Raw genomic sequence first — 26,985 nt, 5'->3', positions numbered from 1 at the left:
TATGTCGCAAGACCGCCAACCATTAACAACCACGCCCTATTGTGAAAGGTGAACTATCGAACGACGCAAACGGATTTGGACAAGAAATGGACATTAACCTTGCTAAACCCAAGGTGACCATATATGTCCCGGCAAGTGCCGGGTCCATAGCCTCAGGCATCCAGGAAGTCGCGGATCTGCGCCAGTATGCCTGCGGCATCCAGTCGCAGCTCGGCGGTGACTTCCGCAGGCGCGCCATGCTTGATGAATTCATCCGGCAGGCCGATTTGCAACACAGGCTTGGGCAATTTCAACTGCTGCAGCAATTCCAGCACCCCGGAACCCGCGCCGCCCATGATGGCATTCTCTTCCACAGTTACCAGTACTTCGTGGCTGCCGGCCAAGGCTCGCACCAGCTCCACATCCAGAGGCTTGACGAAGCGCATGTCGGCCACAGTCGCATCCAGCTGCTCGGCCGCGCTCAGCGCCGCCGCCAAAGTGGTGCCGAAGTTCAGCAGGGCGATCTTCTGTCCCTGGCGCTTGATGAGCCCCTTGCCTATGGGCAAGGCCGTCATCTCTTCGACCTGGGGCTCACCCGTGGCGCTGCCGCGGGGATAGCGTACCGCAGTCGGGCCATCCCGATAGCAATAACCGGTATAGAACATCTGCCGGCATTCATTCTCATCCGACGGCGCCATGATCACCATGTTGGGGATGCAGCGCATGAAGCTCAAGTCGAAGGCCCCCTGGTGAGTCGGACCGTCGGCGCCGACTATGCCGCCGCGGTCTATGGCGAACAGCACAGGCAGTTTCTGCAGTGCCACATCGTGGATCAACTGATCGTAACCGCGCTGCAGGAAGGTGGAGTAGATGGCGACCACAGGCTTGTAGCCTTCGCAGGCCAGGCCGGCGGCGAAGGTCACAGCATGCTGCTCCGCGATGGCGGCATCGAAATACTGCTCAGGGAAGCGCTGCGAGAACTCCACCATGCCCGAGCCTTCACGCATGGCCGGGGTGATCCCCAGCAGCTTGCTGTCTTTGGCGGCCATGTCGCATAGCCACTTGCCGAACACCTGGGAGAAGGTCGGCAGACCCGGGGCCGAGGTGGGCTTCTTGAACTGGGACGGATCGAACTTGGGCACAGCATGCCAGCCTATGGGATCTTTTTCCGCCGGCTCGTAACCGCGGCCCTTCTTGGTCATTATGTGCAGCAGCTGGGGCCCCTTGAGGCCGCGCATGTTGCGCATGGTTTCCACCAGGGCATCGACATCGTGACCGTCTATGGGACCTATGTAGTTGAAGCCCAGCTCCTCGAACAATGTGCCCGGCACCACCATGCCCTTGAGGTGTTCCTCGGTGCGCCGCGCCATCTCCTTGATGGCGGGCATGCCCTTGAGCACCTTCTTGCCGCCTTCACGCAACGTGGTGTACAGGCGTCCGGACATCAGCTGTGCCAGGTGGTTGTTGAGGGCGCCGACGTTCTCCGAGATAGACATCTCGTTGTCGTTGAGTACCACCAACATGTCGTTCTTGAGATCCCCTGCGTGGTTCATGGCTTCGAACACCATGCCGCCCGTCATGGCGCCATCGCCTATGACGGCCACCACCTTGCGGCCCGCCTGCTCTTTCTCGGCGGCGACCGCCATGGCCAGGGCCGCACTGACTGAGGTGCCGGAATGACCGACGCTGAAGGTGTCGTAGTCACTCTCTTCCCGCCAGGGGAAGGGGTGCAGGCCATTCTTCTGGCGAATGGTTTGCATTCTGTCGCGTCTGCCCGTGAGTATCTTATGGGGATAGGCCTGATGGCCCACGTCCCAGATCAGGCGATCGAAGGGGGTGTTGTATACATAGTGCAGGGCCACAGTGAGTTCCACTGTGCCCAGGCCAGAGGCAAAATGTCCGCTGGACATGCCAACAGACTTCAATAAAAACTCTCTTAGTTCATCGGCAAGTTGCGGTAACTGGGCCTGAGGAAGCTGTCTGAGCTCATCTGGGGTATTGGCCTTGGCCAACACGGGAAATAGGGAAATGTCCAAACTCATAGCGAGATACTTCGACTCTTATTATATTCTTCGCGCAATAATATAGCGGGCGAAGTCTGCAATTAACTGGCTATTGTATGGCAATTTTGCCAGCGCCGATAGTGCATCTTGGATAAGCTCGGCCGCGGTCGCCTGGGCGCCCGCCAATCCGAGCAACTTGGGAAAAGTGCTCTTGTTGGCCTCTGTGTCCGAGCCCTGGGGTTTGCCTAATTCTTCTGTGCTGGCAACGATATCCAGTATGTCGTCCTGCACCTGGAATGCCAGCCCTATGGCGTCGGCAAATTGCAGCAGGGCCGAGGCATCGGCTGCCGGCGGCTCGGCGACTATGATGGCCAGTTCGACCGCACAGCGGATCAATGCCCCCGTCTTGAGGTTATGCAGCTGAGTCAGGGCTTCGAGGCTGACGGCCTTGCCGGTCGAGCCCAGGTCGATCGCCTGGCCGCCGCACATGCCGCGATAACCCGAGGCCCTGGCCAGGGCCTTAACCATGGCCAGTTGCTGCCCGGCAGAAACGCCATCGAGCGTCTCCGTGACTATCTCGAAGGCCAGGGTCTGGAGTGCATCACCTGCGAGTATGGCAGTGGCCTCATCGAAGGCGATATGCACAGTCGGCTGGCCACGGCGCAACTCGTCGTCGTCCATGGCGGGCAAATCGTCGTGGATCAGCGAGTAAGCGTGGATGCATTCTATGGCGGCGGCGGCGGCGTCCAGTCTGGCGAGCGGGGCTCCCAGAAGCTGGCCTATGCTGTACACCAGGAAGGGGCGGATGCGTTTACCGCCGAGCAAGGCACCGTGAGTCATCGCCGCCTTGAGTCTGGGGGCGCTGTCGTCGAGGGACGCGATTCTCAGCCTGAGCTGGGCATCGACCCTTTGCTGATAGTCGTGGATGGCTTGGGTCAACACTGCTATTCGCCCTCGACGTCATAGGCCGACAGAGGCGCAGTTTCATCCTGCTTGAGCAAGATAGCCACTTTCTGCTGTGCTTGCTCCAGCTTAGCCTGGCTGTTACGTACCAGATTGATACCGCGTTCGAATTGCTTCAAGGCGTCATCGAGGGTGACTTCACCCTGTTCCAGCTCGGCAACTATGCGTTCGAGTTCACCGAGGGACTCTTCAAAACTGAGATTTTCTGCTTTTTTGGCCACGTTAACATTTCCTCTGCTTAAGCGTGACACAAGGTATATCAGGGCGCATCGGCGGTCAAATTGAGTCGGCCAATAATTGTGCGATAGCGTGATTTGGTGGGAATTATTTTTCGATAATTTAATTAATCGCTAAACTTGCGTCGCCTTTGTCCGATAACTGACAATAGCAGTCGTCGCAATTGGGCGTTTTTAAGCTGGTTAGCCTGATGATAGCGGTGGTAAGCTGGCAGTCCTGTTACCGACAGCCGAGCGTGAGTCGTCCCGACAAGGGCCACGCTTGTCCCGTTGGTACTGTGAGTCTTTCTTTTGCGTTCTGCGTTTCTGGATTTGAGGATAGGTTGTGGATTTAGCTACCCTGATAGGCCTTATTGGCGCCTTCGGTTTTGTTATTATGGCCATGGTCAGCAGCGGCGGAATTGGTATTTTCGTCGACGTGCCATCGGTATTGATCGTCATAGCAGGCTCATTGTTCGTCGTCATGATGAAGTACAACCTGACCCAGTTTTTGGGGGCGGTGAAGATCGCCGCCAAGGCCTTCATGTTTAAGTTGGAGAAGCCCGAGAGCCTGATAGAACAATCGGTCAACATGGCCGATGCGGCCCGCAAGGGGGGCTTTCTGGCGCTGGAAGAGGCGCAGATCAGCAACAGTTTCATGCAGAAAGCCGTCGACATGTTGGTCGACGGTCATGACGGCGACGTGGTACGCGAGGCGCTGGAGAAGGATATTTCCCTGACCGAGGAGCGCCACAAGTCGGGGATCGGGATTTTTCGTGCTTTCGGCGATGTCGCCCCTGCCATGGGCATGATAGGCACTCTCATCGGCCTGGTGGGCATGTTGTCGAACATGGACGATCCCAAGACCATAGGCCCCTCCATGTCGGTTGCCCTCCTGACCACCTTGTATGGTGCTGTGATCGCCAACATGATGGCCATCCCCATCGCGGATAAACTGAACCTGAGGATGGGCGAAGAGATGCTCAACCGCAGCCTGATCATGGACGCGGTATTGGCTATCCAGGATGGCCAGAACCCCAGGGTCATAGAAGGCTTCCTGAAAAATTATCTGTCGGAGAAACAGAGGAAAATAGATACCACGGATGGGGAGTAGCCGGATGGCCAAGGCCAAGTGTGACTGCCCGTCTCCTGGGGCGCCCATGTGGTTGGCGACCTTCGCCGATCTCATGTCGCTGCTGATGTGTTTCTTCGTGCTCCTGTTGTCATTTTCCGAAATGGATGTGATGAAGTTCAAGCAGATCGCCGGTTCGATGAAGTACGCCTTCGGGGTACAGAATAAGGTCGAAGTCAAAGACATTCCCAAGGGCACCTCGGTCATAGCATTGGAGTTTCGCCCCGGCAAGCCTGAGCCGACGCCGATTGAAATCATCAATCAGCAGACCAATGAGATGACCGAGCCTACGCTCGATTACCAGGCCGGCGAAGATGACAGTGCCGGCGGGGTGCAACAACAGCAGGGTGAGCAGCGGGGCGGCGAGGCGAGTGCCACGGCGCAGGAAGTGGCCGATGCGGTCAAGGCCGAGGCGCAGGCGGCCCAGGATAAGATCAACGAGCAAGTGAAGAAGATGGCCCAGGAGCTCAACGAAGAAATCGTCGATGGCGCCATCGAAATCGAATCCCTGGGGCAACAGATCATCATACGCATTCGCGAGAAGGGGGCCTTCGCCTCGGGCTCGGGTTTCCTGCAACCCAGGTTCAAGCCTGTGGTCAGGGCTGTGGGTGAGCTGCTCAGGGATGTGCCTGGCATCATTACCGTCTCGGGCCACACCGACGACATGCAGATCAGCAACGAACTGTACAGCTCCAACTGGGACCTCTCCAGCAAGCGGGCCGTCGCCGTGGCCCATGAGCTGCTGAAGGTGAAAGGCTTCGATTCGAGCCGGATGAAGGTGGTTGGCATGGCGGCCTCGGCCCCCTTGGCCGCCAACGACTCGCCGTCGCACCGGGCCCGCAACCGCAGGGTGGAAATTGCCATAGAACAAGGCAAGGCCAAAGAGTCGGACGAGATCCAAGTCGGCCACTAGCCTGATATCTGTGTCTGAATGCAGGAATAAGCCTCGGTTATGTCGGGGCTTATTTTTTGCTCCCGATTAACTCTTGGCCAAAACAGCTGCGCCATTCGGGCTGGTTTTGTTATAATCCCCCAATTGCTGTTTAAAACCTCGTCCGCGGAAGTCCCATGAAGTTTATCGTAAAGTTATATCCAGAAATCATGATGAAGAGCAAACCGGTAAGAATGCGCTTTACCAAGATGCTCGAAACCAATATTCGTAATGTCCTCAAAAAAGTCGATGAAGACGCCAAGGTTCAACGCCAGTGGGACAAGATCATGGTGATGGTGCCCAAGGACAAGCCCGAGCTGGTGGAACGTTTCGCCGAGCGCCTGGCCTGTATCCCAGGTATCGCCCACGTGGTGCAGGTGAATGAATACAGCTTCGACTCCATGGATGACATTTACCAGCAGGCCTTGCCCGTGTACCGTGAGCAGCTGGCCGGCAAGACCTTCTGCGTGCGGGTGAAACGTTCGGGTCAGCATGATTTCAATTCCATAGATGTCGAACGTTATGTCGGCGGTGGCTTGAACCAACATACAGAGGCGCTCGGGGTTAAGCTGAAGAACCCGGATCTGACCATCAACCTGGAAATCGATCGCGACAATCTCTACATGGTGGAGAAACGCATCGAGGGCCTGGGCGGTTTCCCCATGGCGACCCAGGAAGATGTGTTGTCTCTGATCTCCGGCGGTTTCGACTCGGGTGTCTCCAGCTTCCAGTTCATCAAGAAGGGCGCCCGTACCCATTACTGCTTCTTCAACCTCGGCGGAGCCCAGCATGAGATAGGTGTCAAGCAGGTCGCGCACCACCTGTGGAAGACCTATGGCGAATCCCATAAGGTGAAGTTCATTTCCGTTCCTTTCGAGCCCGTGGTGGCCGAGATCCTCGAACGCATAGACAATGGGCAGATGGGGGTGATACTCAAGCGCATGATGATGCGTGCCGCCACCCGCATCGCAGATCGCATGGGGATCCAGGCGCTGGTCACGGGTGAGAGCCTGGGGCAGGTATCGAGCCAGACCCTGACCAACCTGAATGTCATCGACCGTTGCACCGAGTTGCTTATCCTCAGGCCACTGATCGCCATGGACAAGCAGGATATTATCAACGAGAGCCGCAAGATAGGCACAGAAGACTTCGCCAAGTCCATGCCCGAGTATTGTGGCGTCATCTCCCAGCGGCCGACGGTCAAGGCCGTGTTGGCGAAAATTGAAGCCGAGGAACAGAAGTTTTCCGAGGACCTGCTGGATCGCATCATAGCCGAGGCACAGGTGATCGACATACGGGAAATCGCCGCCAGCGTCGATGCCAAGATCACCGAGACAGAGACGGTCGATTCGGTTGCCGCCAACGAAGTGGTGCTGGACATACGTTCACCGGAAGAGGAAGAGAATAGCCCTCTGGCATTGGATGGGGTGGAAGTGAAGACCATTCCCTTCTTCAAGCTGGCGACTCAGTTTGCCGATCTCGACAAGGACAAGACCTACCTTCTGTACTGTGATCGCGGGGTGATGAGTAAGCTGCAGGCCCTGTATCTGCTCGAACAGGGTTATCAGAACGTCAAGGTCTATCGCCCTTGATGCCGGCGCGTTTGCATGGGCGGTCTTGCCGTCCATGCAAACGCGCAAGACAGCTCACAGCAAGCTCAAGCAGCGCCAAGCGCACACAAAAAAGCCGCCTTCGATGGAAGCGGCTTTTCTATTCTTGCCTGCTACTCATGCCGGCTAAAGGGGCCAGAACCGGCCGTTAGTTGAGGCTGGAGCTGGTTTCGGCAACCTGGGTTGTGGCGGCGGCTTGTTCGGCGACCAACAGGCTATCTACGTCTTGCGTCAGGGTTTCTTGCAGTTGCTGCAGGCTTATCTCTATATCCTGGCTGATGGCGGCATGCAGGCTCTGCATGTCTATCTCGGATTCACCGGCGGCAGCGGCTGTACAGAAGGATGAGAGGAATACGAGTGCGAAAGCAGATTTCAGATTAAACATGGGTCGCCTCCTGGCGGACTAAAAAGTATAGTCAGACATCCCTAATCACGTCCAAGAGGGCGTCCAACACGGTATTTCAATGGCGTGAAATTTAATCAAAATTTCGGGTGTTGACAAACGATAAAATGTAACAATAATGATTAGAAAAACTAATCAAAAATTGAGATGCAGATCACTATGTCGAGACGACTCCCACCACTCAATGCCGTCAAGGCGTTCGAAGCCGCCGCCAGGCATCTGAGCTTCACCCGGGCGGCAGAAGAATTGTTTGTTACCCAGGCGGCCGTCAGTCATCAGATAAAGGCATTGGAAGATTTTCTCGGATTAAAATTATTTCGTCGAAAAAATCGCTCCCTGCTGCTGACAGAGGAAGGCCAGAGCTATTTTCTCGACATCAAGGATATCTTCATTCAGTTGAGCGAGGCCACCGACCGCCTGCTCGCCAGAAGCGCCATAGGTTCATTGACCGTGAGCATGTCGCCCAGCTTCGCCATTCAATGGTTGGTGCCCAGGCTGGCCAAGTTCAGCGAGAAAAACCCCGACATAGACGTGCGCATCAAGGCGGTGGACAGCGAGGTCAGTTCGCTCACCGACGATGTGGACGTGGCAATCTACTATGGTTTGGGCAACTGGCCCGGGCTGCGGGCCGATAAGCTGCGCAACGAAGTCTTGATCCCCGTGTGCTCCCCCCTGTTGCTCAACGGCCCCAAGCCACTGGCGACCCCGGCAGACCTGAAGCACCATACCCTGCTGCATGATTCCAGTCGCCAGGATTGGCAGGCCTGGTTCCGCCAGTGTGGGGTGACGGATGTCAATGTCAATCAGGGGCCCATCTTCAGTCACTCGTCCCTGGTGCTGCAGGCCGCCGCCCATGGTCAGGGGGTTGCCCTGGGCTATAGCGTGCTGGCCAGGCCTGACATCAAGGCCGGGCGCCTGGTTTGCCCCTTCGAAGAGGTCCTGGTCAGCCGGGATGCCTATTACCTGGTATGCCAGCAGAATCATGCCGAACTCGGCAAGATAGTGGCCTTCCGCGAATGGATGTTGGACATGTTTGCCGAGGAGTCACGCAGTGAATTGCTCCCTGGATAAGCCTCATAGCCGGCATGGCGCGCCCAATGAAAGCCCTCAAGCCGAAACAGATCCGCTGGCAGACTGTCTGCTGGAGGGGGAGCCTGGCGACACATTGGTTATTCTGGCCCATGGCGCCGGCGCCAACATGCACTCGGACTTCATGGCCGCCATGGCGGCCGGCCTGGCCGCCAAAGGCCTGAGGGTGCTCAGGTTCAACTTCCCCTATATGCAGGCCAATGCGCTGGATGGCAAACGCCGGCCGCCGGACAGGGCGCCCAAGCTACTGGCGCATTTTGCGCAGGTGTTGACGGCGGCCAAGCGCCTTGGGGCCGGGAAAATCGTCTTGATGGGCAAGTCCATGGGCGGGCGCATGGCGGCCATCATGGGGACGGACGCGGTCATGGCTGCCGAGATTGCCGGGGTGGTTTGCCTGGGTTACCCCTTCGTCCCCCTCAAGGGGGGCGAGCCCAGGTTAGCGCCCTTGAATGACTGCCGGGTGCCTGTGATGCTGGTTCAAGGCGAACGGGATAAGTTTGGCGGTGTGTCGCAGGTGCCGCATTGGCCCCTGGCCGCCGCCATCCGCATCGAATGGCTTGGCGATGGCGATCACAGTTTCGTGCCGCGCAAGTCCTCGGGCATTACGGAAGCGGCCAATTTGGCCGCGGCGTTGGATTTTTGCAGCGACTTTATCGGAGGTTTGGATGCGTAAGGGCTTGTTTTTACTCGGGGCCGTGAGTGGCTTTCTGGCGGTGGCCTTCGGCGCTTTCGGCGCCCATGCCTTGAAGAGCCTGGTATCGGTCGAGCTCATCGCCACCTTCAGCCTCGGGGTCGAGTATCATTTCTACCATACCTTCGCGCTGATCTCAGTGGCACTGGCCGGCCACTGGCTCGGTTCACGCTTGCTGGATTGGGCGGCCTATGCCTTTCTTGCCGGCATAGGCTTGTTTTCAGGCTCCCTGTACGCCTATGTGCTCACCGGGGCCAAATGGCTGGTGTTTATCACCCCCATAGGCGGCGTGTGTTTCCTCCTGGGCTGGCTGCTGCTGGCGGTCGCTCTGTGGCGTCAGCGGACACAGGGGCTCAATGCCTGAGGTGTTAAGCCTATTCGAATTCGGGTATTTATCCGGTTAGCTTGGTATACTGACGCCCAAATTGTGAGTGTGCCAGTAAACTGGCTTGGATTGCTTAGGGATCCCGATGAAAAACCTGTTTTTATTTTGCCGTGCCGGTTATGAAAAAGAGTGTGCCGCAGAAATTCAACACAGAGCCTCAACGCTCGATGTGGGTGGTTTCGTTAAGGCCAACAACAACGATGCCTATGTGGTGTTCCAGTGCTTCGAAGCCGGCGGCGCCGATATCCTGGCCAAGCAGCTGAGCCTGGATTCCTTGATCTTCGCCAGACAGATGTTTGTCGCCGGCGAACTGCTGAGCGACTTGCCCGAGCAGGATAGGGTAGGGCCGATAGTGGCCGCCCTGGCCGAGGTCAGCAAGGGTGGGGAGCTGAGGGTGGAAACCCCGGATACCAATGAAGCCAAGGAGCTGTCGGCCTTCTGCCGTAAGTTCACCGTGCCCTTGCGTCAGGGATTGAAAAAGTCCGGCAGCCTGCTGGCACAGGAAAACCCCAAGCGCCCCATAGTCCATGTCTGTTTCATCGGCCCTGGCCGCGCCTATGCGGGTTATTCCTACAGTAATAACAGTTCGCCCCATTTCATGGGCATTCCCAGACTCAAGATGGCCGCCGATGCCCCGAGCCGTTCCAGCCTCAAGCTGGATGAAGCCTTCGCTCAGTTCGTGCCTAAGGAAGAGCAGGAAACGCGCCTGCGCAGTGGCCTCAATTCCGTGGACCTGGGGGCTTGTCCAGGTGGCTGGACCTATCAATTGGTGCGCCGCGGCATGTTCGTCTCCGCCGTCGACAACGGCCCCATGGATGAAAAGCTGATGGAGACGGGGCAGGTGAAGCATTACCGTGCCGATGGCTTCAGGTTCGAACCCCAGCGCAAGAACATCTACTGGCTGGTGTGTGACATGGTGGAGAAACCCGCACGGGTGGCCGAACTCATCGAAGCCTGGGCGATCAACGGCTGGTTCAAGGAAGCCATCTTCAACCTCAAGTTGCCGATGAAGAGCCGCTACAAGGAAGTCACGGCTATCCTGGAGACCATGCAGGCGATTCTCAAAGAGAATGGCGTGTCCGACTTCCAGGTGCAGTGTAAGCACTTGTACCACGACAGGGATGAAGTGACAGTGCATCTGTGGCTCAAGCCCAATACTCCCTGGCAATAGCTCCTTGGCAATAGCCGAGGCAGTGCGCTCACTCCAGATAAGAGCTGAGCTTAATCGCCATAAAAAAAGCCCCCGAGTCGACTCGGGGGCTTTTTTTATGGGGTTACCGCTATCAGGCACTGCCGGGTTACGGCAACTCAGGGATCGGTTAAGAGACCCAGCAGGGGGGATCAATTAAGAGACCCGGCTCGGGGATCAGTTAAGAGACCGGGATCAGTTAAGACGATCCAGCACGGCTTGAGTGAAATCCGTGGTGCCGTGGGTACCGCCGAGATCGCGGGTGGTGCGATCCCCTTCTTCTATGACGGCAGACACTGCCTTGCGGATCGCCTCGGCCTTATCCGCCATGCCCAGGTATTCCAGCATCTGGATGGAAGCCAGGATCACAGAGGTGGGGTTGGCGAGGTTCTTGCCTGCGATATCCGGGGCACTGCCGTGGACAGCTTCGAAGATCGCCGCGTCGCGGCCTATGTTGGCACCCGGTGCCATGCCCAAGCCACCGACCAGGCCGGCACACAAGTCTGACAGTATGTCACCGAACAGGTTGGTGGTGACTATCACGTCGAAGTTTTCGGGGTTCATCACCAGCTTCATGCAGGTGGCGTCGACTATCATCTCTTCTGTGATGATGTCAGGGTAGCGCTGGCTCACTTCACGGGCCACCTTCAGGAACAGGCCCGAAGTGGATTTCATTATGTTGGCCTTATGCACTATGGTCACTTTCTTGCGGTTTTCCTTACGCGCCAGCTCGTAGGCGAAGGTGGTGATCTGCTCGGCACCTTGGCGTGTGACTATGCTGGTCGCTTCGGCGGTTTGGCCGTCTTCGGACACCTTCTGACCGAAGCCAGAGTACATGCCTTCGGTGTTTTCACGTACCGTGATGATATCGATATTTTCATATCTTGCCTGAGTGCCCTTGAAAGACAGCACAGGGCGGACGTTGGCATACAGGCCGAACTTCTTACGCAGAGTCACGTTGATGGAGGTAAAACCTTCACCGACAGGCGTCGTCAGTGGTCCCTTGAGGGTGATACGGTTCTTCTCGATCAGATCCAGGGTGCGCTGTGGCAACAGCTCGCCTTGTTTTTCCAGGGCAGTCAGGCCGGCATCGGCAAATTCGTATTCAAAGTCACAACCCGCCTTGTCGAGGATTTTTAACGCCGAATCGATAATGCTTGGTCCAATCCCATCACCTGGGATCACGGTTATAGTTCTTTTTGACATGGATAGTCCTTCCACGGTGGGTCGTTACTGCAATTGTCCAACCATGTCCTGGGACACGGAGAAGTGATGCTGAATCTAGAGTTTTTGTTCTGGCAATTTTAACCACTTTTAACCTTTTTTTACAGAAAATACTGAGCAAAGCCGCGCTTTTTTATGTAGGCTGAGGCATAAAAATACCGACCAGAACGATGATCGATCGCTAAAGGTTAAAAAAGTCTACTTTAGTCTAACAAGAATGAAAAAGAGGACGCGTTTGAAATTACTATCCAGCCTATCTCTGCTGTTATTGCTCACGGGCTTGCCCGTCCAGGCCGAAGACACATCGGCGACCCAAGCCTTAACCCCGAACGACATAATGCATTTCGAATCCCTTGCGACCCCGGTGCTGGCCGCCAACGGTGAGGTGCTGGCGGTGGAAGCCAAGCCGGACAGGGGCGACAGCCGCACCCTGGTACGGCAGCTGACATCAGATGCGTCTTATTCGGTCGCCGGCGCCTCGGCGCCCCAGGTGAGCCGTGATGGGCGTTTCGTCGCCATGGTGAAGCAGCCCAGCCTGCTGGCGCTGGAAAGCAGCGATGCCAAGGCGAAGAAGCGGCTCAAGTCTGCCATGGTGTTGCTCGATACCCATACAGGAGCCGAGCGCCAGTTTGAGCGAGTGAAGAGCTTCGCCTTCAACGACACGGGCAGTCACCTGGCCATCTGGTTCGAGGCCGACGATGACAAGCCAGACGCCGCCGACAAGGCTGCGGCCGAGAGTGACCCAGAGAAGCTCGCGCACAAGGCTGTGGAGGGGGCAAGCAAGCCGGCCGAGCCCAAGGTGGATAAGTACGATATCGGCAGCAGGTTCGCGTTGCTCAACCTTGGTAACGCCACCCTGAGTGAATTCGCGCATGTCACAGCCTATGCCATGGACAAGACAGGTTTGCATGCCGCAGTGGTGAGCAATGACATCCCTGGGCAGCAGCATCAACTGACGCTGATAGCCCTGGCCGACGATAAGCAGACCCAGGTGTATCAGGCTAAGCAGCGGCAACTCGGCGCCCTGGCCCTGAGTGACAACGGCCAATGGCTGGCGCTGACCCAGGGGGATGCCGCCCAGGCGCCCTACGGTCGTGAATATGAATTGCTCCTGTTCGACCTGGCCAAGGGTCACCGGGCGTCGGTGCCAAGCTCGACCGCTTGGACTTTGAATCGCTATGCCAAGCTGAGATTTTCCGCCGACAACGAACGGTTATTCTTCGGCCGGGTACCGGCGGTCAGCCAGCAGCCGAGCCGGGTGAAGATCACCCGGGAACAAGATCTCTATGATGAGACTCTAATTACTGGGCTGCGTGACCTGAAGATATGGCATGGCGATGATCCTCTGATCAAACCCAACGAAGCCAAGCGCTACAAGGAAGAGCTGGAGCGGACTTATCTGGCGGTGTTGCACCTTGAGTCCAACAGCTTGGTGCAGCTCGGCGACTTGCAGGTACCTGATGTGACTTATTCGGAGCAGCGCCGCTTCCTGCTCGCCAGTTCGGATCTGCCCTATCGCAAGATGATCACCTGGGCCGGTTTTTACCGTGACTTCTATCTGGTCGATGTCAATACCGGCCACAAGCGCTTGCTGCTGATCCAGCAGTCGAGTGAGCAAGCGCCCAGCCTGTCGCCCAATGCCAAGTTTGTCGCCTATTATCGGCAGGGCAATGTGTTGCTGTACGATATCGCAGCGGCGACGCGCCGCAACCTGACCCAGGCGCTCGGCGTTGGTTTTGCCGACGAAGATCATGACTATCCTTCGCCGGCACCGGGTTACGGTTTCGGCCCCTGGTTGGCCGATGATGCCGGCCTGTTGGTATACGACAAGTACGATGTGTGGCAGTTTGCTACCGCCCCCAACGGCTCAGGTAACGGCGTTAACCTGACCGCAGGCAAGGGCCGCGAGACAGGCATCCAGTATAGGGTCAAGGGCCTGGTCGAAGATCAGGAGCGGCCGCCCGTGCTGGCCGCCGACGCGCCCCTGTTGCTGCAAGGTTACAACGAGAGGACCAAGGGCGACGGTTTCTATCGCGCCAGAGTCGGACGCGCCGGGGTCGAGCCGCTGATGAGCGGCGACTATAAGCTGACGGTACTGGAGCGCAGCAAGGATGCCGCCACCTTGGTCTATTCCAGGCAGCGCTACGATCTCTTTCCGGATCTCTACACCTCGGATTACCTGACGCCGCAACAGGCTGAGCGTCAGACCGAGCTGGACGCCCAACGCCAGCGCTTCAACTGGGGCAGTGCCGAGCTGGTGCATTGGACCAATGGCGACGGCAAGCCGCTGGATGGGGTGTTGATCAAACCCAGTGGTTATCAGCCGGGTCACAGATATCCAGTGCTTGTGTACTACTACCGTTTCATGAGCGACAGGCTGCATGCCTTCCCGCAGATGCTCATTAACCATAGACCGAATTTGGCCTGGTATGCCGACAATGGTTACGCCATCTTCCTGCCGGATATTCGCTTCGAAGTGGGCTACCCAGGCCAGAGTTCGGTACAGGCGCTGACCTCAGGGGTGCAGAAGCTGATCGAGCTTGGCATAGCTGATCCCGATGCCGTCGGCTTGCATGGCCATTCCTGGAGCGGCTATCAGACGGCCTTCGCCGTCACCCAGACGCGGATGTTCAAGGCCGCCGTGGCCGGCGCCCCGGTAACCAACATGACCAGCGCCTACAGCGGCATACGCCATGGCACCGGCCTGGCGCGCCAGTTCCAGTATGAAACCGGCCAGAGCCGCATAGGCGACAGCCTGTTTGCCGCGTCGCAGAAATACATAGAGAACTCACCTGTATTCTATGTCGAGCGCATCGAGACCCCCCTGATGATCATGTTCGGTGACAAAGACGATGCCGTGCCCTGGGAGCAAGGCATAGAGCTGTATCTGGCCATGCGTCGTGCCGGCAAGGAGGTGGTATTGCTGCAGTATGAAGATGAGCCCCATCACCTGAAGAAGTACCCCAATAAACTGGATTACAGCATCAGGATGAAGCAGTACTTCGACCACTACCTCAAGGGAGCCAAGGCGCCCGAGTGGCTCACCCAGGGCGAGGCCTACAGAGAGTACAAGCAGGAAGACTGAGCCAATAATTGGCCAGGGAGTTCGCCTCGGCAGCTGAGGTTGTTGCCGGTGCGGCTGCCGATGCCAAGCGGAAAAGAGGCTGCGGCTTGCAAGACATAGCCGCGTTAAAGCAAGGGTCGCAGCCGAGGTATAGAGTCAATGCAACAAGCTATCTGTGGTTATCACAGGGATGAAGAACATCACTGGGTTGCCGAGTTGCGCTGCGGTCATTTTCAGCATGTGCGCCATCAGCCTCCCTGGATTAACAGGCCATGGGTGGTGACGGCTGCCGGCCGTACCCGGATGTTGGGGTATCAGCTCGAGTGCAAGAAGTGCGAACTCGGGGCCGACAAGGACTCGTTATAAGTCGGAGTCCCAGCCCCTAATTCCTAGCGAGCGGCGGGCGTTATTTATTGGCCTTGCCGTCGTTCACAGGCAGCTTGCTGTCCGTGGTATGCAGGTATTGCTCGTAGGTGTCCTGGCCCCAGGCGATGAGCTTGTTGTCCTTGAACAGCAGCGGGGTGCATTCGTCCTTGGTGGTGACGCCGTCAGACTTTTCATGGTGGGTGCGGTAAAACAGCACTTGCAGATTGGCGTTCTGCACGCTCTTGGCTTCGGTAAAGTCGGCCTTGCCCAAGATGGATTTGACGTCTTTGAGTTCCTGTCCCAGGGTGAGTTCCATCAACTTCTGTTGATTATAGGCCTGTCTGTCTTCCCAGCTCATGTCATCCGGGGTCGGTTCGTAGACCAGTACCACCAGGGCAACAAATATCAGGTAGGCTGCGAAAATGCCGCCGATAATCACCGAGACTTTTGATTTCATTTGGTTCATCTATCCTTTGCTGAATGTTGGGCTAACGCTTCACTGCCGACATAAGATACGCCTTTGTGCTGTCAGGGTAAACTCACGGCTGGCAACTTAATGTTAACCTATCGCTAACCCGGCGGCGACCGGCCCGCGCCAGCTTAAGCCGATGGCACCCTGAAACTGCGCAGGTTGATGTTCAGCGGCAATTGGGTTTGCAGCTGCACCAGCTTATAACTCAACCTGGCCATCTCTTTGCCTGCGGCGAGTTTCTGCGCCTGTTTGGCCCCCAGATTTTCCAGCGAGGCATAGATATTGGCCAGGGAGCGAAAGGTCTTCAGCAATTCGGCGGCCGACTTGGGTCCTATGCCGGTGATCCCGGGGATCTTGTTGCCGCTGTCGCCGGCGAGGGCCATGAAATCTATGAATTGGCGCCTGTCCACCCCCAGCTTCTGCTCCAATGCCCGGATATCCAGATAGGCCTGATTGAAGTGGTCCCATTGCTGAATGCGGGGATGCAGCAGCTGGCTGAAGCCCTTGTCGGTTGAGACTATGATGGCTTCTCCTCCCTGGTCGACCAGTTTCGTCGCCAGGGTGGCTATGACGTCGTCGGCCTCGGATTCGGCGTCGATCGATTGCAGCCGGCGTTCGGCCAATAAACGCTTCAACTCGGGCAAGCCCAGGGCCAACGCTTCGGGCATGGGTTTGCGGCCCTTCTTGTAGTCGGGATACAGCTGCTTGCGCCAGGACAGCTGTGGGCCATCCCAGACGATGGCGACATGGGTCGGCCGGTGCAATGCCAGCAGCTTGGTGCAGGCGCCGTCGATTCGGGTGTAGAGGCTGTTGAGATCTGTCTCATCCGGCTGGGCCGCGTGCATGCGCCGCACCAGGTTGAGGCCGTCTATGATTAACAATTTATTCATTTTAAGCGCTGACTGGTCATTTAAGGATTTGGTAACAGGGAACATAAGTGCTGCCGGGCAGCTTCATGCGTTGTTGTTCCACGAAGGCGTGTAACAGCATATCCATCATGTTCATTAATTTGGGATCCCCCTTGATCTTGAAGGGGCCGTGGCGTTCTATCTGTCTCATGGTGTCGGATTTGACATTACCCGCGACTATGCCCGAGAAGGCACGGCGTAAATTGGCGGCCAGTTCGGCTTTATTGGGTTGAAAATGCAGATTTAAACTGCCCATGGTCTCATGGGTGGGGATGAAAGGCAGTTGAAATTCGGGTTCTATCTTCAACGACCAATGATACTGATAGGCATCCCCCTTGGTACGGCGATAGGTTTTCACCTCTTCCATGGCGGGCTTCATGATACGGGCGACGCGAGTGGGATCGTCTATCACTATCTGGTATTTCTCCTGTGCCTCGGGCCCCAGGGTGGCGCCGATGAATTCATCTATCCTGAGAAAGTAGGCTTCGGATTCCCTCGGACCCGTGAGCACCAGTGGGAAGGGGATATGGGCATTGTCTTTGTTGAGCAAGATGCCCAGCAGATACAGTAACTCTTCCGTGGTGCCGGCGCCGCCGGGGAAGATGATTATCCCGTGGCCCAGCCTGACGAAGGCTTCCAGGCGCTTCTCTATGTCCGGCAGTATGATGAGTTCATTGACTATCTGGTTAGGGGGTTCGGCGGCTATGATGCTGGGTTCGGTCAGGCCTATGTAACGGGCATTACTGACCCTCTGTTTGGCGTGGCCTATGGTGGCGCCTTTCATCGGCCCCACCATGGCGCCAGGGCCACAGCCGGTGCAGATGTTCAGCTCCCTCAGGCCGAGCTGATAGCCGACTTCACGGGTATAGAGGTACTCGACCTGATTGATGCTGTGGCCGCCCCAACAGACGATGACATTGGGATCTTTCATGGGGGCTATGGCGCGGGCATTGCGCAAGATGTCGAACACCACATTGGTGATGTGGCTGGAATTGGTGAGGTTGATGTGTTTGAGATTGTCGTACTTATTGCTCATGTAGATGATATCCCTGAGCACGGCGAACAGGTGTTCCTGAATACCACTGATGATCTTACCGTCGACGAAGGCTTCTTCGGGAGGATTGACGAGTTCGAGCTTGATGCCGCGTTCACGTTGCAGCACATGGATGTCGAAATCGCGAAATTGCGCGAACAGGGCCTTGGTATCGTCGCTGTTCAGGCCCGAGGCCAACACGGCCAGTGAGCAGTTGCGGTACAGTTGGTAGAGTTCGCTCTTGGCGCTTTGTTGCAGACGTTCGACTTCCAGTTGGGACAGTTGATCCATACTGCCCCTGGGGCTGATTTTCACTATCATGGCAACTCCTTAACGGCGACTGAGAATCCGGTTGCCGCAGCAGCTGTTACCCGTCGCTATTGGTCGATAATGACTCTGTCTCTGCTTTCGTTTTTGGCCTTGTAGAGTGCGGCATCGGCCCTTTCGAAGGTTTCCTGTATATGTTCATTGCCGGAAACTTGCGCGGCACCTATAGATACTGTAACCGTAATTCTCTGATTTTTAAATTTAAATGGAATATTTTTTATTTTTTCACGCACTCGGTTCAACAGCGCAGCTATGTCTTTGTTGGCGACATCGGGTAATAGCAGGACAAATTCTTCGCCGCCGTAGCGGGCCACAAATTCGGTATCCCTGAAGGAGTTCTTCAATGCCATGGCGATCACCTGCAGTGTCTTGTCGCCGGTACTATGGCCGAAACTGTCGTTGATCGACTTAAAATGATCTATGTCGGCCACCGCCACCCAGAGGGGGTTCTTATGCCGCTTGTGATTGCGGAACTCCTGCTCCATGCGCTCTTCGAGTGCCGCCCTGTTGGGGAGCTGGGTCAGGTTGTCGAGCAGGTTGAGTTTTTGCTGTTCGAACAGCCTTTCTTTATAGCTCTTGGCTTCATTGCCCAGGGCATCGAGTTCTTTGCGCATCGTCTCTATGGACTTGCGCTGCAGCGCCTGTTCGCGTTGCTCCAGGGCTTCCTTGCGCGCCAATGACAGTTTGAGGGCGTTGAGCTCTTCCGTCAGTTGCTGCTTTAAACGAGTGATATCATCAACTTCGGCTATTGCATCATCGGCTCTGTCGACGTTGGCATTGATCTCCCGGTTCAACTGGCTCTTGAGCTGCTCACTGCGTTGGACTTGATTATGAGAGTCGGTCACCACTTCCCTGACGGCGCCTATGGCGTCGTTGAGGGCGTAGAGAAACTCCTGTGACGCCGTCTTGTCACGGGCTATGTTATCGAGCAGCAGGGATAATATGGTCTGATAGGCATCCAACAGGGCATCGAGCTCAAGCTCTGAGGCCAGCAATTCCTTGATGACCAGCACCTGATCCCGCTGATCTTTGCGAAATTCAATCTCGGAAACCATCTGCGCCAGCTCATGGGCCAGCTGGCGATGCTTGGGCTGCACTTCGAGACGATGCTCGTCGGTGAATTCCTGCTGCAGTATGAGTTCATAGAAACCGATCAGCTGTTCGACCTTGGGAATGTATTCCCATACTGTATGGAATGGTTTGCTCAGTCCCTGTTTGAAATAACTTATCTCTTTCTTGAGTCTATCCGGAGCAGATTCGACCCGCTGGATCTGTCTTATGACCCGGGAAAGCCCGGCGCGGCTCTCCTCGAGCTGTACCATCACATGATTGTACTGACCCTTGAGCAGACGCTCGACATCGACCAACTCGGGCAGGGCCTCATCGACCCGCTCGAAGGTGTTGAGCTTATGCCTGAGCTTGGCGAGTTTATTGTCCAGCTCAAGATTTTGCCCCTTACAGGCGAGGCTGAGATGGCCTATGAATTGGAGCAGGGTCTGCAGCTTGGTATTCCTGTCTTCATTTATCTCATCCAAGGCGGTCTTCGCCGAGTGAAGCTTCTGCTTCAAAAGATTGAGTTGAGAGACAGTTGCGTCTGAATCCTTCATTGCTATTTTATCCTACCGCTGCGAGGCTAAAAGGTGATTAACCTTAGTCAGGCATGACTTATGACCTTAGTGGCGCTAATGTTATAACAATCACAGTGCCGTGGAAATCTTCTTTATTGTCCCGGGGCGAATAAACCCGCCCATAGTTCACAGTTTGACTAATTGTTCTTGATCTTGCTGAGGTTTCCACTCGGGCCATAGGATCTGCTCCTTATGGCCATTGGTTTCTACCCGAATTAAGCCCCGCTCTATGGCCTTGGTCAGGTGCAAATACAAGGGGGCGGCGAACAGTGTCGAAGGAACGAAGTCCAGGGGGTTCAGGCTAACCCAGTTGTCTTGTTCCTGTCCCAGGCTCATGGCACCGGCCAGGGCCAGTTGCAGGGTTTCAAATTGCAGTGCCGCGCTGAGCTTGATATCCGGATTGGCGAGCAGTGGCAACCTTATCAGCCCCAGGCTGAAGTGGCTGCCTGCTTCATGCTGATCCAGGCTGGCGCGGATCTTGTGGCATAGGCTGTCACTGTCCAGATCCCGGCTCAGATAGATGGCCAGCAAGCCCGGGCGCAATATGTAGGTTTGCGCGTTCAGCGCCTGGCTCAGGCCCCTTACCCGCAGCAGCTGTTGCTGAATACTGGCATCCTGGCCCAGGGTCAGGTCGGCATCGATTGCCGCGGGCAGGCATAGCAGGGCGATGACGGCCGGTTCCCGGCCGCCACGCTGCTCCAGAGCCTGTATCAGGCCTGGGTACCCCGCATGTCCCGTCATGGCATCCTTGAGTTGTGTCTGAATAAGACTCTGGTTCAGCTGGGCGAGGCCCTGGCGTTTGCGCCAGAGCAAAGCCGTGACCAACCCCAGTATGAGTGTGCTCAGCAGACTGAGGATCAAGAAGCTGGTGGTGCGGTTTTGTGACGCTTGCAGCCGGACTAACTTGCCCTGGCTGGCACTCAAGTCCAGCTTGAGTTTCTGTTCCGTCAGCAATGAAGGATTGTAATCCGTCTTGAGGCTCGGTCTGCTGAGCCTTTGTTCCGTCAGCTCCAGGATGGCATCCATGGCGGCTATGGCAGCGGGCAAGTCTTTGACTTCTCTGGCCGCAGTCGCTTTGAGTCTGAGGGCTTCTATCTGCTCATCCTGTAACTTCAGTGTCTCGGCCAGGGTCAGTGCCTTATCTGCATGTTCGCTCATCAGAGGCCACTCCCGGCGATTTTGGCCGACTTCCGCAATCAGCAGCTCGTTATAGACGAGATAATGCTGACTCTGCTTGTCGTGGAATATCTTATTGGCCTTGAGCAGGTAGGCCAGGGCATTATCGTTATCGCCAATCTTGGAATAGGCTTCGCCCAGATTATGGAAGTTAAGCCCCTGGGCGGTATAGTTGCCCCTTTTGGCATCTATCTGCTGGGCATTGAGATAATAATCTATCGCCCTGTTCCATAATCCCTGCTCGCCATAGGTCATGGCGATAACCGTCATACAACTCGACAGGTATGCCGTGTTGCCCAGGTCCTCGAAGCCCGTGGCGGCGGCGTGGGCATTCTCCAGCGCCTCGTCCCACTGCTTAAGATCCCGGTACACCTTGGCCAGTTGTAACTGCAGGTGAGCCTTGAGCGCGGGGAAATCCCCCTGGCTGACGAGGCGGAAGGCTTCGCTGTATTGTTGCAGCGACTTGTTGAGTTGTTGATGCTTGCCATAATACTTGCCCAGGGTGGCCTCGGCGGCGGCAATGAGATAATTGTTTCTGAGCTGGTAGGCGATATCCCTGTGGCTATTGAGGTGCACCAGCGCCGGTATGTCCTGGCGCAGCAAGAGGTGCAGGGTGCCCAGGTGTTCCTGTATGGTATATTTCAGTAACTTGACTTCGATACCCTGAGTGTTCTCGAGCAGGGCCAGGGCCCGGTTATAGCGAGTGATGGCTTGCTGGTAGTCCTGCCGGGTGCGGCCCAGATAACGGCCATTCAGCATGGCGACCATGGCATGTTCATAGTCGGTTTGGGCTATGGCGCCCAGTTGGGTTATCAGGCTGTGGGCATCATCATACTTGTTGGCGCCCGCGACGCCGGACTCCAGGTTGAGCCTGGCCAGCTGTTGCAGATTATGCAGCAGTGCCGCCGGACTGTAGCCCAGCTCCTGCGCCGTCTGTTCAAACTCGGCGCGATTGCTGAATCTCACGGGAAAGCCGACCACACGGTAGAGCTTATCGTAGAAGACCTGGGGTGACTCCCTTAACTGTATCTCTTCAGACTCAAAATCCTGACTCAGACCCGCCTTTGAAAATAACAGCAGTAAGGCGAACATAATGATAGATATTGGATGCATGCTAATAGTTATTCCTGATTCCTCTGGCCAAGGAACTTATGTGTTAGCTTTTGTCAGCCTCTGATGAGAATGCCATTACGACTCGTGATACTCGGGCGCATTTTCTATTAATAACCAGAATGATACCAGAAGGAGGCCTGCATGAAACCCAGCTTATTTTCCATCATCTTTGCGGGGCGTTATTTTCAGCCTCTGCCTATCGGGTAACGGCAAGCAACCACGCCTGAGATGACCTTGGCGCCAAGCCCAGCATAGATAGACCTTGGATGCCGAAGGTAACTTCAGCGGCAGGAGTGGCGTCGGGCTGTAATTGAGCCCATAGCCCATAGCTCAGGGGCGGGACCGGGCCCAAATCATAAGCAAGCCATGCCAATAGCCATAAACATAACCATAAACACAAGCATAAGAAAGGCGCCCTGGGCGCCTTTCACGTTGTTAACGAGCAGAATTTGCTTATTGCTGCGGCTCTTCTATGCCACCCAAAGACTCGACCAGGGCGTGCATCAGGGCCACCAATTCGCTGCCCATCAGGGCGAAGTCGGCATCCAGGCGGGCGAGGGGATCTTCTGTGCCCACTTCGTCGTTGCCTGCCCTGAATTCTTCGGAGAACTTCAGTCGCTTGACGCTGGCGTCCGATTGTAACAAGAGGGCGATAGATTGGCCGAAGTGCAGTGCCAGTTTATGCACTTGCTTGCCAGTCGCCAGGTGCGCCAGCACCTCGTCTTCTTTCAAGTCCTGCTGTTTGAAGCGCACTATGCCGCCTTCGTCGGCCTCAGACTTGAGCTCGGCTTCATCTTGCATCTCGAACGGCTGCGGGGAGCTGCCCGCCTGCAGCCATTGGGTCAGGTGACTCTCGACCGGGGCCTTGAAGCTCAGAGGTATGACCGGCAGGCTGCCCAGTGCCTTACGCAAGAGTGCCAGCAGTTCTTCCGCCTTGGTGGCGCTCGAGCTGTCGACCAAGATCATTTCTATCTCCGGCAAGATCAGCGCGCGGGTTTGGCTGCGGCGGGAGAAGGCGCGCGGTAATAGGCTGGTCACTATCTCGTCTTTGAGTGCGTCTTTCTCTTTCTTGGTGAGCTTGCGGTTTTCTTCATCTTCTATGAGGGCAACCTTCTCTTCCAGGGCCTCTTTGATGACTTGCCCAGGGAGAATTTTGTCTTCTTTGGTGACACAAACCAGATGGCGGTTGTTGGCACTGTGAACCAAGGCGCTGCCTTGTTTGCCCAAGGCATTTGAAAAGCCGAATTTGCTGACATCCTGGCTGGAACAAGGAGAGAAGGTGAAGTCTGCGAGTGCCGTTTCCAATGCTTCGGTTTCGATGGCGAAAGGTTTGTTAAAGCGGTAGAGGGTAAGATTTTTAAACCACATGAGAAGCGCCCAATAAAAATAAAAGGGCAGTTTACGGCATACACGACTTGGGGTAAACCCGGATAGCTTGGCCGCTAAAATACGGCTGCAACAATATTCATCTAATCGTCACATTCGGTCAAATTCGCCTGAAGGCCGGGTGGTTACTGACTTTTGTGAGCCTCAAAGGGCTGGGTGTCGCAAAAATGACGGCTAAATTCTTTCGGTGAAATAAAACTGAAACAAAATCATTGCACACTTGCGCTCGTTCCAAACCAATAACCAAGACGAAAATGACGTCGAAAGGATGAAATGATGAACGTTTTTTGTAAAACTCTGCTTGCTTCTGCACTCGCTTCTGCCACTCTGGCCTCTGCTTACGCTGCCGAGCCATTGACGGTTTATGGTAAGTTAAACGTTACTGCACAGTCCAATGATGAAGGTGATGAATCCGTTACTACGATTCAGAGCAATGCATCTCGTTTTGGTGTCAAAGGAGAGTTCGAGCTGAGCAGCTCACTCGAAGCTTTCTACACTGTCGAATACGAAGTCGATACAGGCGATGATTCGAAGAACAACTTCCTGGCCCGTAACCAGTTTGTCGGCCTGAAGGGCGATTTCGGTGCCCTGTCAGTCGGTCGCAACGACACCATACTGAAGGTCTCTCAGGGTAAGGTTGACCTATTCAACGACCTGTCCGGCGACATCAAGCACCTGTTCAAGGGTGAAAACCGTTTGGCCCAAACGGCCACCTACCTGACACCTGCATTCGGTGATTTCAAGGTCGGCGTGACTTATGCCGCCGAAGGCGATGGGGCTCAAATGAGTGCCGGCAGCGATGACGGTTTCAGCATTGCGGCCCTATACGGCGACGCTAAACTGAAGAAGACACCTATCTTCGCTTCTGTTGCTTACGACTCAGACGTCAAAGGCTATGATGTTCTGCGTGCCACGGTACAAGGTAAAGTGGCTGACTTGGTTCTGGGTGGTATGTACCAGCAGCAAGAGAAGTCTGAAAATGGTGACAGCAAAAATGGTTTCCTGTTGAGCGCCGCCTACCATATAGATGCAGTAGTGCTGAAGGCTCAGTACCAGGACATGGAAGACAAGGGTGATTCCTGGTCAGTTGGTGGCGACTACAAACTGGGTAAACCAACCAAATTGCTGGCCTTCTACACCAACCGCTCTATCGACGGTGAGAGCAGCGATGACAAATACTTCGGTGTTGGTATAGAACACAAGTTCTAAGCCCACGACGTTTCTAATGAAAGGAGGCATATGCCTCCTTTTTTATTGCCATGAGCCGACAGTCAGATAAACTATTTATGACAGAAAATGCACTGAAATGAGTGCCAGTTAGCCGCCTGATCATAAATCTGTAATAAAAATGACCAATAATGGCGATGTTGAAATTCACTGACAGAAAATCACTTATGACTGCACGGATATTGATAGTAGAAGACGAGTTGGCCATCCGCGAGATGCTGACCTTTGTGATGGAGCAGCATGGTTTTACCACCTCTGCCGCCGAGGATTTCGATTCGGCCGTGGCGCTGTTGCATGAACCTTATCCTGATCTGATCTTGCTCGATTGGATGTTCCCGGGTGGCAGCGGCATTCAGTTGGCCAAGCGTTTGAAGCAGGATGAATTTACCCGCCAGATCCCCATCATAATGTTGACCGCCCGGGGCGAAGAGGAAGATAAGGTCAAAGGCCTGGAAGTCGGTGCCGATGACTATATCACCAAGCCATTCTCTCCCAAGGAGCTGGTTGCCCGTATTAAGGCAGTGTTGCGTCGCAGCGCACCGACCCGCCTGGAAGAAACCATAGACGTGCAGGGGCTGTTGCTGGACCCTGTCAGCCATAGGGTCACGGCCGGTAACGCCGTGCTGGACATGGGGCCGACCGAGTTTCGTTTATTGCATTTCTTCATGACCCATCCGGAACGTGTTTACAGTCGTGAACAGTTGCTGGACAATGTCTGGGGTACCAATGTCTATGTCGAAGACAGGACTGTGGATGTGCATATCAGGCGCTTGCGCAAGGCCGTCGAAGGCTCGGGTCATGATCGCCTGATCCAGACTGTACGGGGTGCAGGTTACCGCTTTTCTACCCGTATCTAGTCTTTGTATGGTAGGCACGAGACGTCATTTAGATTATCTTGTGCCTTCATTCGGCAACTTGCCTGGATTTACCTATGGCTCACTCTTATTCCGGATACCGATTGTTTTCGCGTATAGCAGTGTTTCTATCCGTATGTTTACTGATAGGACTCTTGTTCGGGGAAATACTCTGGGTACTCCTGCTCGGTAGTCTCGGCTTGCTGGCCTGGCATTACCACCAACTGTCCAGGCTCAATTACTGGCTCTGGCGCGACCGGCGCTTGACCCCTCCCCAGGGCAGTGGCAGCTGGGAAGGCACGTTCAACGGCATCTACCGTTTACAGGGCAAGAACCGCCGCCGCGTGGCGCAGTTGGCATCCTTGCTCGGGCGTTTTCGTCAGGGGGCCGAAGCCTTGCCCGACGCCGCGGCCGTGCTCGATTCGGATCACAACATTCTCTGGTGCAATAAACTGGCGCAGCTGATCCTCGGATTCGTCTGGCCCCAGGACAACGGCCAGCGGATAGACAACCTGATCCGCCACCCGGATTTCTCCGCTTACCTGAAGAAAGCCGAGTATAAAGAACCACTGGAATTGCCTTCTCCCGTATCGGAAAAGCGCTTGCTTGAAATACGTATCATGGCCTATGGCGACCGCCAGTTGTTGTTGATCGCCAGGGATATCACACGTATCCGGCAGCTGGAGGGGATGCGCAAGGAGTTTGTCGCCAACGTTTCCCATGAGCTGAAGACCCCCTTGACTGTGTTGCAGGGCTATCTGGAAATGATGCAGGGAATGGAGTCTGAAGATTCAGTGAATGCCAAGCCGCTGAAGCTGATGCAGCAACAGACCCATAGGATGCAGTCCATGGTGGAGCAGTTGCTGGCACTGTCCCGAATCGAAGATGCTGCCGATATCAATCTGGAAAATACCGTCAACATGACGCAGTTGATGGAAGGGCTCAAGGTCGAAGCCAATGCCCTGGCATTGGGCCAGTATGAGTTGAGCTTCTACTGTGAACCTGGGCTGGATACCCATGGTAACGAGTTGCAGTTGCGCAGTGCCTGCTCAAACCTGATCTCCAATGCCATACGCTATACCGAGCCCGGAGGTAAAATCGAGGTGCAGTGGCGCAGCACCGCCACGGGCGGGCTATTCAGCGTCAAGGACACGGGGGAAGGCATAGCGCCGCAGCATATCAGCCGTCTGACCGAGCGTTTCTACCGGGTCGACAGTGCCCGCTCGCGCCAGACGGGGGGCAGCGGCCTGGGGCTGGCCATAGTCAAACATGCCCTGAGCCACCACCACAGCGAACTGACCGTCATCAGTGAGCAGAAAAAAGGCAGTACCTTCAGCTTTGTCATTCCACTGCACCTGCTGGAGCGCCGGCTCAAGAGCGGCTCTGTGTCCTCTGTTAACTAGGCTGGGAGCATGAAAAAAACAGGCTACAGCCTGTTTTTTCGTTTTGGGTCGGCCCTGGGCTCTCGTTATACTTGCGAGTCCGGCCACGGCGCAGCTCGCTGCGGAGAAGACGCAAACATTATATTTCACTATGTCATCTAAGTGTCACATCAGGGTCATAGACTTGTCATTGTAGCGATTGATACTGGCTGCGTTTTAGAAACCAAGTACGCAT

General features: G+C 55.7%; 23 protein-coding genes. 12 read left to right on the top strand and 11 right to left on the bottom strand.

The features are described from left to right. Positions 1 to 152: 152 nt before the first annotated feature. The 3 genes from dxs to xseB are packed head-to-tail and all read right to left on the bottom strand — an operon-like array spanning position 153 to position 3,166. Entirely contained in the window at positions 153 to 2,021 is a 1,869-nt protein-coding gene (dxs, locus tag HC757_RS05665; protein ID WP_169563314.1) for a 1-deoxy-D-xylulose-5-phosphate synthase, read from the bottom strand. Positions 2,022 to 2,042: 21 nt separating this feature from the next. Next, positions 2,043 to 2,924 carry a (2E,6E)-farnesyl diphosphate synthase gene (gene ispA / locus HC757_RS05660; protein ID WP_169563313.1) on the bottom strand — a complete coding sequence of 294 codons (882 nt, stop codon included), beginning with the start codon at positions 2,922 to 2,924 and terminating at the stop codon, positions 2,043 to 2,045. Positions 2,925 to 2,926: 2 nt separating this feature from the next. Further along, the gene (gene xseB, locus HC757_RS05655) at positions 2,927 to 3,166 is read right to left on the bottom strand and encodes an exodeoxyribonuclease VII small subunit (RefSeq protein WP_169563312.1); all 240 of its coding nucleotides are present in this window, start codon (positions 3,164 to 3,166) and stop codon (positions 2,927 to 2,929) included. Positions 3,167 to 3,506: 340 nt separating this feature from the next. Here xseB and pomA point away from each other — a divergent pair, with 340 nt between their 5' ends. The 3 genes from pomA (at position 3,507) to thiI (ending at position 6,815) form a co-directional block, all read left to right on the top strand. Beyond that, positions 3,507 to 4,274 (top strand): flagellar motor protein PomA, encoded by a 768-nt coding sequence (gene pomA, locus HC757_RS05650; protein ID WP_169563311.1) that lies wholly within the window; start codon positions 3,507 to 3,509, stop codon positions 4,272 to 4,274. A 4-nt stretch (positions 4,275 to 4,278) separates the two neighbouring features. Then, entirely contained in the window at positions 4,279 to 5,205 is a 927-nt protein-coding gene (locus HC757_RS05645; protein WP_169563310.1) for a flagellar motor protein MotB, read from the top strand. Positions 5,206 to 5,360: 155 nt separating this feature from the next. After that, positions 5,361 to 6,815 carry a tRNA uracil 4-sulfurtransferase ThiI gene (thiI, locus tag HC757_RS05640; protein ID WP_169563309.1) on the top strand — a complete coding sequence of 485 codons (1,455 nt, stop codon included), beginning with the start codon at positions 5,361 to 5,363 and terminating at the stop codon, positions 6,813 to 6,815. Positions 6,816 to 6,981: 166 nt separating this feature from the next. On the opposite strand, the gene HC757_RS05635 is transcribed toward thiI, so the two are convergent. Next, on the bottom strand, positions 6,982 to 7,218 hold the full coding sequence (locus HC757_RS05635) for a hypothetical protein (protein WP_169563308.1): 237 nt from the start codon (positions 7,216 to 7,218) through the stop codon (positions 6,982 to 6,984). A gap of 177 nt (positions 7,219 to 7,395) precedes the next feature. Between HC757_RS05635 and HC757_RS05630 the strand changes: the two genes are divergently transcribed. From HC757_RS05630 to rlmM, 4 genes are all read left to right on the top strand, one after another. Then, complete coding sequence (locus HC757_RS05630) at positions 7,396 to 8,307, top strand: transcriptional regulator GcvA (protein WP_169563307.1); 912 nt, start codon at positions 7,396 to 7,398, stop codon at positions 8,305 to 8,307. Positions 8,308 to 8,362: 55 nt separating this feature from the next. Beyond that, positions 8,363 to 8,998, top strand: a complete 636-nt coding sequence (locus tag HC757_RS05625) for an alpha/beta fold hydrolase (protein ID WP_244623215.1) — start codon at positions 8,363 to 8,365, stop codon at positions 8,996 to 8,998. Then, positions 8,991 to 9,380 (top strand): DUF423 domain-containing protein, encoded by a 390-nt coding sequence (locus HC757_RS05620; RefSeq protein WP_169563306.1) that lies wholly within the window; start codon positions 8,991 to 8,993, stop codon positions 9,378 to 9,380. The genes HC757_RS05625 and HC757_RS05620 overlap by 8 nt, the downstream gene beginning before the upstream one ends. A 106-nt stretch (positions 9,381 to 9,486) precedes the next feature. Further along, positions 9,487 to 10,572 carry a 23S rRNA (cytidine(2498)-2'-O)-methyltransferase RlmM gene (gene rlmM, locus HC757_RS05615; RefSeq protein WP_169563305.1) on the top strand — a complete coding sequence of 362 codons (1,086 nt, stop codon included), beginning with the start codon at positions 9,487 to 9,489 and terminating at the stop codon, positions 10,570 to 10,572. Positions 10,573 to 10,785: 213 nt separating this feature from the next. Here rlmM and HC757_RS05610 read toward each other — a convergent pair whose 3' ends face one another. After that, a complete protein-coding gene (locus HC757_RS05610) occupies positions 10,786 to 11,796 on the bottom strand; it encodes an isocitrate dehydrogenase (protein ID WP_169563304.1) in 1,011 nt (336 codons plus the stop codon). A gap of 253 nt (positions 11,797 to 12,049) precedes the next feature. On the opposite strand from HC757_RS05610, the gene HC757_RS05605 reads away from it, so the two are divergent. Next, positions 12,050 to 14,899: a prolyl oligopeptidase family serine peptidase gene (locus tag HC757_RS05605; RefSeq protein ID WP_169563303.1), complete on the top strand. Its 2,850-nt coding sequence runs from the start codon at positions 12,050 to 12,052 to the stop codon at positions 14,897 to 14,899. A gap of 138 nt (positions 14,900 to 15,037) precedes the next feature. Next, on the top strand, positions 15,038 to 15,244 hold the full coding sequence (locus HC757_RS05600; protein ID WP_169563302.1) for a DUF3565 domain-containing protein: 207 nt from the start codon (positions 15,038 to 15,040) through the stop codon (positions 15,242 to 15,244). A 40-nt stretch (positions 15,245 to 15,284) separates the two neighbouring features. Here HC757_RS05600 and HC757_RS05595 read toward each other — a convergent pair whose 3' ends face one another. From HC757_RS05595 to rdgC, 6 genes are all read right to left on the bottom strand, one after another. Further along, entirely contained in the window at positions 15,285 to 15,701 is a 417-nt protein-coding gene (locus HC757_RS05595) for a DUF3192 domain-containing protein (RefSeq protein ID WP_169563301.1), read from the bottom strand. Between the two features lie 143 nt (positions 15,702 to 15,844). Next, positions 15,845 to 16,606 (bottom strand): flap endonuclease Xni, encoded by a 762-nt coding sequence (gene xni / locus HC757_RS05590; protein ID WP_169563300.1) that lies wholly within the window; start codon positions 16,604 to 16,606, stop codon positions 15,845 to 15,847. Between the two features lie 16 nt (positions 16,607 to 16,622). After that, positions 16,623 to 17,978 (bottom strand): nucleotide 5'-monophosphate nucleosidase PpnN, encoded by a 1,356-nt coding sequence (gene ppnN / locus HC757_RS05585; protein WP_169563299.1) that lies wholly within the window; start codon positions 17,976 to 17,978, stop codon positions 16,623 to 16,625. A 56-nt stretch (positions 17,979 to 18,034) separates the two neighbouring features. After that, on the bottom strand, positions 18,035 to 19,591 hold the full coding sequence (locus HC757_RS05580) for a sensor domain-containing diguanylate cyclase (RefSeq protein WP_169563298.1): 1,557 nt from the start codon (positions 19,589 to 19,591) through the stop codon (positions 18,035 to 18,037). 147 nt (positions 19,592 to 19,738) lie between these two features. After that, on the bottom strand, positions 19,739 to 21,901 hold the full coding sequence (locus tag HC757_RS05575) for a tetratricopeptide repeat protein (RefSeq protein WP_169563297.1): 2,163 nt from the start codon (positions 21,899 to 21,901) through the stop codon (positions 19,739 to 19,741). A 453-nt stretch (positions 21,902 to 22,354) separates the two neighbouring features. Further along, positions 22,355 to 23,269, bottom strand: a complete 915-nt coding sequence (gene rdgC / locus HC757_RS05570) for a recombination-associated protein RdgC (RefSeq protein ID WP_169563296.1) — start codon at positions 23,267 to 23,269, stop codon at positions 22,355 to 22,357. 291 nt (positions 23,270 to 23,560) lie between these two features. Between rdgC and HC757_RS05565 the strand changes: the two genes are divergently transcribed. From HC757_RS05565 to phoR, 3 genes are all read left to right on the top strand, one after another. Continuing rightward, positions 23,561 to 24,496, top strand: coding sequence for a porin (locus tag HC757_RS05565; protein WP_169563295.1), 936 nt, complete (start codon positions 23,561 to 23,563; stop codon positions 24,494 to 24,496). A gap of 185 nt (positions 24,497 to 24,681) precedes the next feature. Further along, complete coding sequence (gene phoB / locus HC757_RS05560) at positions 24,682 to 25,371, top strand: phosphate regulon transcriptional regulator PhoB (RefSeq protein ID WP_169563294.1); 690 nt, start codon at positions 24,682 to 24,684, stop codon at positions 25,369 to 25,371. Between the two features lie 74 nt (positions 25,372 to 25,445). Next, positions 25,446 to 26,771, top strand: a complete 1,326-nt coding sequence (phoR, locus tag HC757_RS05555; RefSeq protein ID WP_169563293.1) for a phosphate regulon sensor histidine kinase PhoR — start codon at positions 25,446 to 25,448, stop codon at positions 26,769 to 26,771. Positions 26,772 to 26,985 lie beyond the last annotated feature (214 nt).

This window comes from Shewanella salipaludis (assembly GCF_012911865.1).
Taxonomy (GTDB): Bacteria; Pseudomonadota; Gammaproteobacteria; order Enterobacterales; family Shewanellaceae; genus Shewanella; species Shewanella salipaludis.
The sequence above is the reverse complement of the archived record's forward strand: the minus strand, read 5'-3'. Positions and strand labels throughout refer to the sequence as shown.

Coding starts and splice junctions, on each gene's coding strand:
- dxs (WP_169563314.1), bottom strand. CDS start 2,021: ATGAGTTTGGACATTTCCCTATTTCCCGTGTTGGCCAAGGCCAATACC.
- HC757_RS05645 (WP_169563310.1), top strand. CDS start 4,279: ATGGCCAAGGCCAAGTGTGACTGCCCGTCTCCTGGGGCGCCCATGTGG.
- thiI (WP_169563309.1), top strand. CDS start 5,361: ATGAAGTTTATCGTAAAGTTATATCCAGAAATCATGATGAAGAGCAAA.
- HC757_RS05635 (WP_169563308.1), bottom strand. CDS start 7,218: ATGTTTAATCTGAAATCTGCTTTCGCACTCGTATTCCTCTCATCCTTC.
- HC757_RS05630 (WP_169563307.1), top strand. CDS start 7,396: ATGTCGAGACGACTCCCACCACTCAATGCCGTCAAGGCGTTCGAAGCC.
- HC757_RS05620 (WP_169563306.1), top strand. CDS start 8,991: ATGCGTAAGGGCTTGTTTTTACTCGGGGCCGTGAGTGGCTTTCTGGCG.
- rlmM (WP_169563305.1), top strand. CDS start 9,487: ATGAAAAACCTGTTTTTATTTTGCCGTGCCGGTTATGAAAAAGAGTGT.
- HC757_RS05610 (WP_169563304.1), bottom strand. CDS start 11,796: ATGTCAAAAAGAACTATAACCGTGATCCCAGGTGATGGGATTGGACCA.
- HC757_RS05600 (WP_169563302.1), top strand. CDS start 15,038: ATGCAACAAGCTATCTGTGGTTATCACAGGGATGAAGAACATCACTGG.
- HC757_RS05595 (WP_169563301.1), bottom strand. CDS start 15,701: ATGAAATCAAAAGTCTCGGTGATTATCGGCGGCATTTTCGCAGCCTAC.
- xni (WP_169563300.1), bottom strand. CDS start 16,606: ATGAATAAATTGTTAATCATAGACGGCCTCAACCTGGTGCGGCGCATG.
- ppnN (WP_169563299.1), bottom strand. CDS start 17,978: ATGATAGTGAAAATCAGCCCCAGGGGCAGTATGGATCAACTGTCCCAA.
- HC757_RS05580 (WP_169563298.1), bottom strand. CDS start 19,591: ATGAAGGATTCAGACGCAACTGTCTCTCAACTCAATCTTTTGAAGCAG.
- HC757_RS05575 (WP_169563297.1), bottom strand. CDS start 21,901: ATGCATCCAATATCTATCATTATGTTCGCCTTACTGCTGTTATTTTCA.
- rdgC (WP_169563296.1), bottom strand. CDS start 23,269: ATGTGGTTTAAAAATCTTACCCTCTACCGCTTTAACAAACCTTTCGCC.
- HC757_RS05565 (WP_169563295.1), top strand. CDS start 23,561: ATGATGAACGTTTTTTGTAAAACTCTGCTTGCTTCTGCACTCGCTTCT.
- phoB (WP_169563294.1), top strand. CDS start 24,682: ATGACTGCACGGATATTGATAGTAGAAGACGAGTTGGCCATCCGCGAG.
- phoR (WP_169563293.1), top strand. CDS start 25,446: ATGGCTCACTCTTATTCCGGATACCGATTGTTTTCGCGTATAGCAGTG.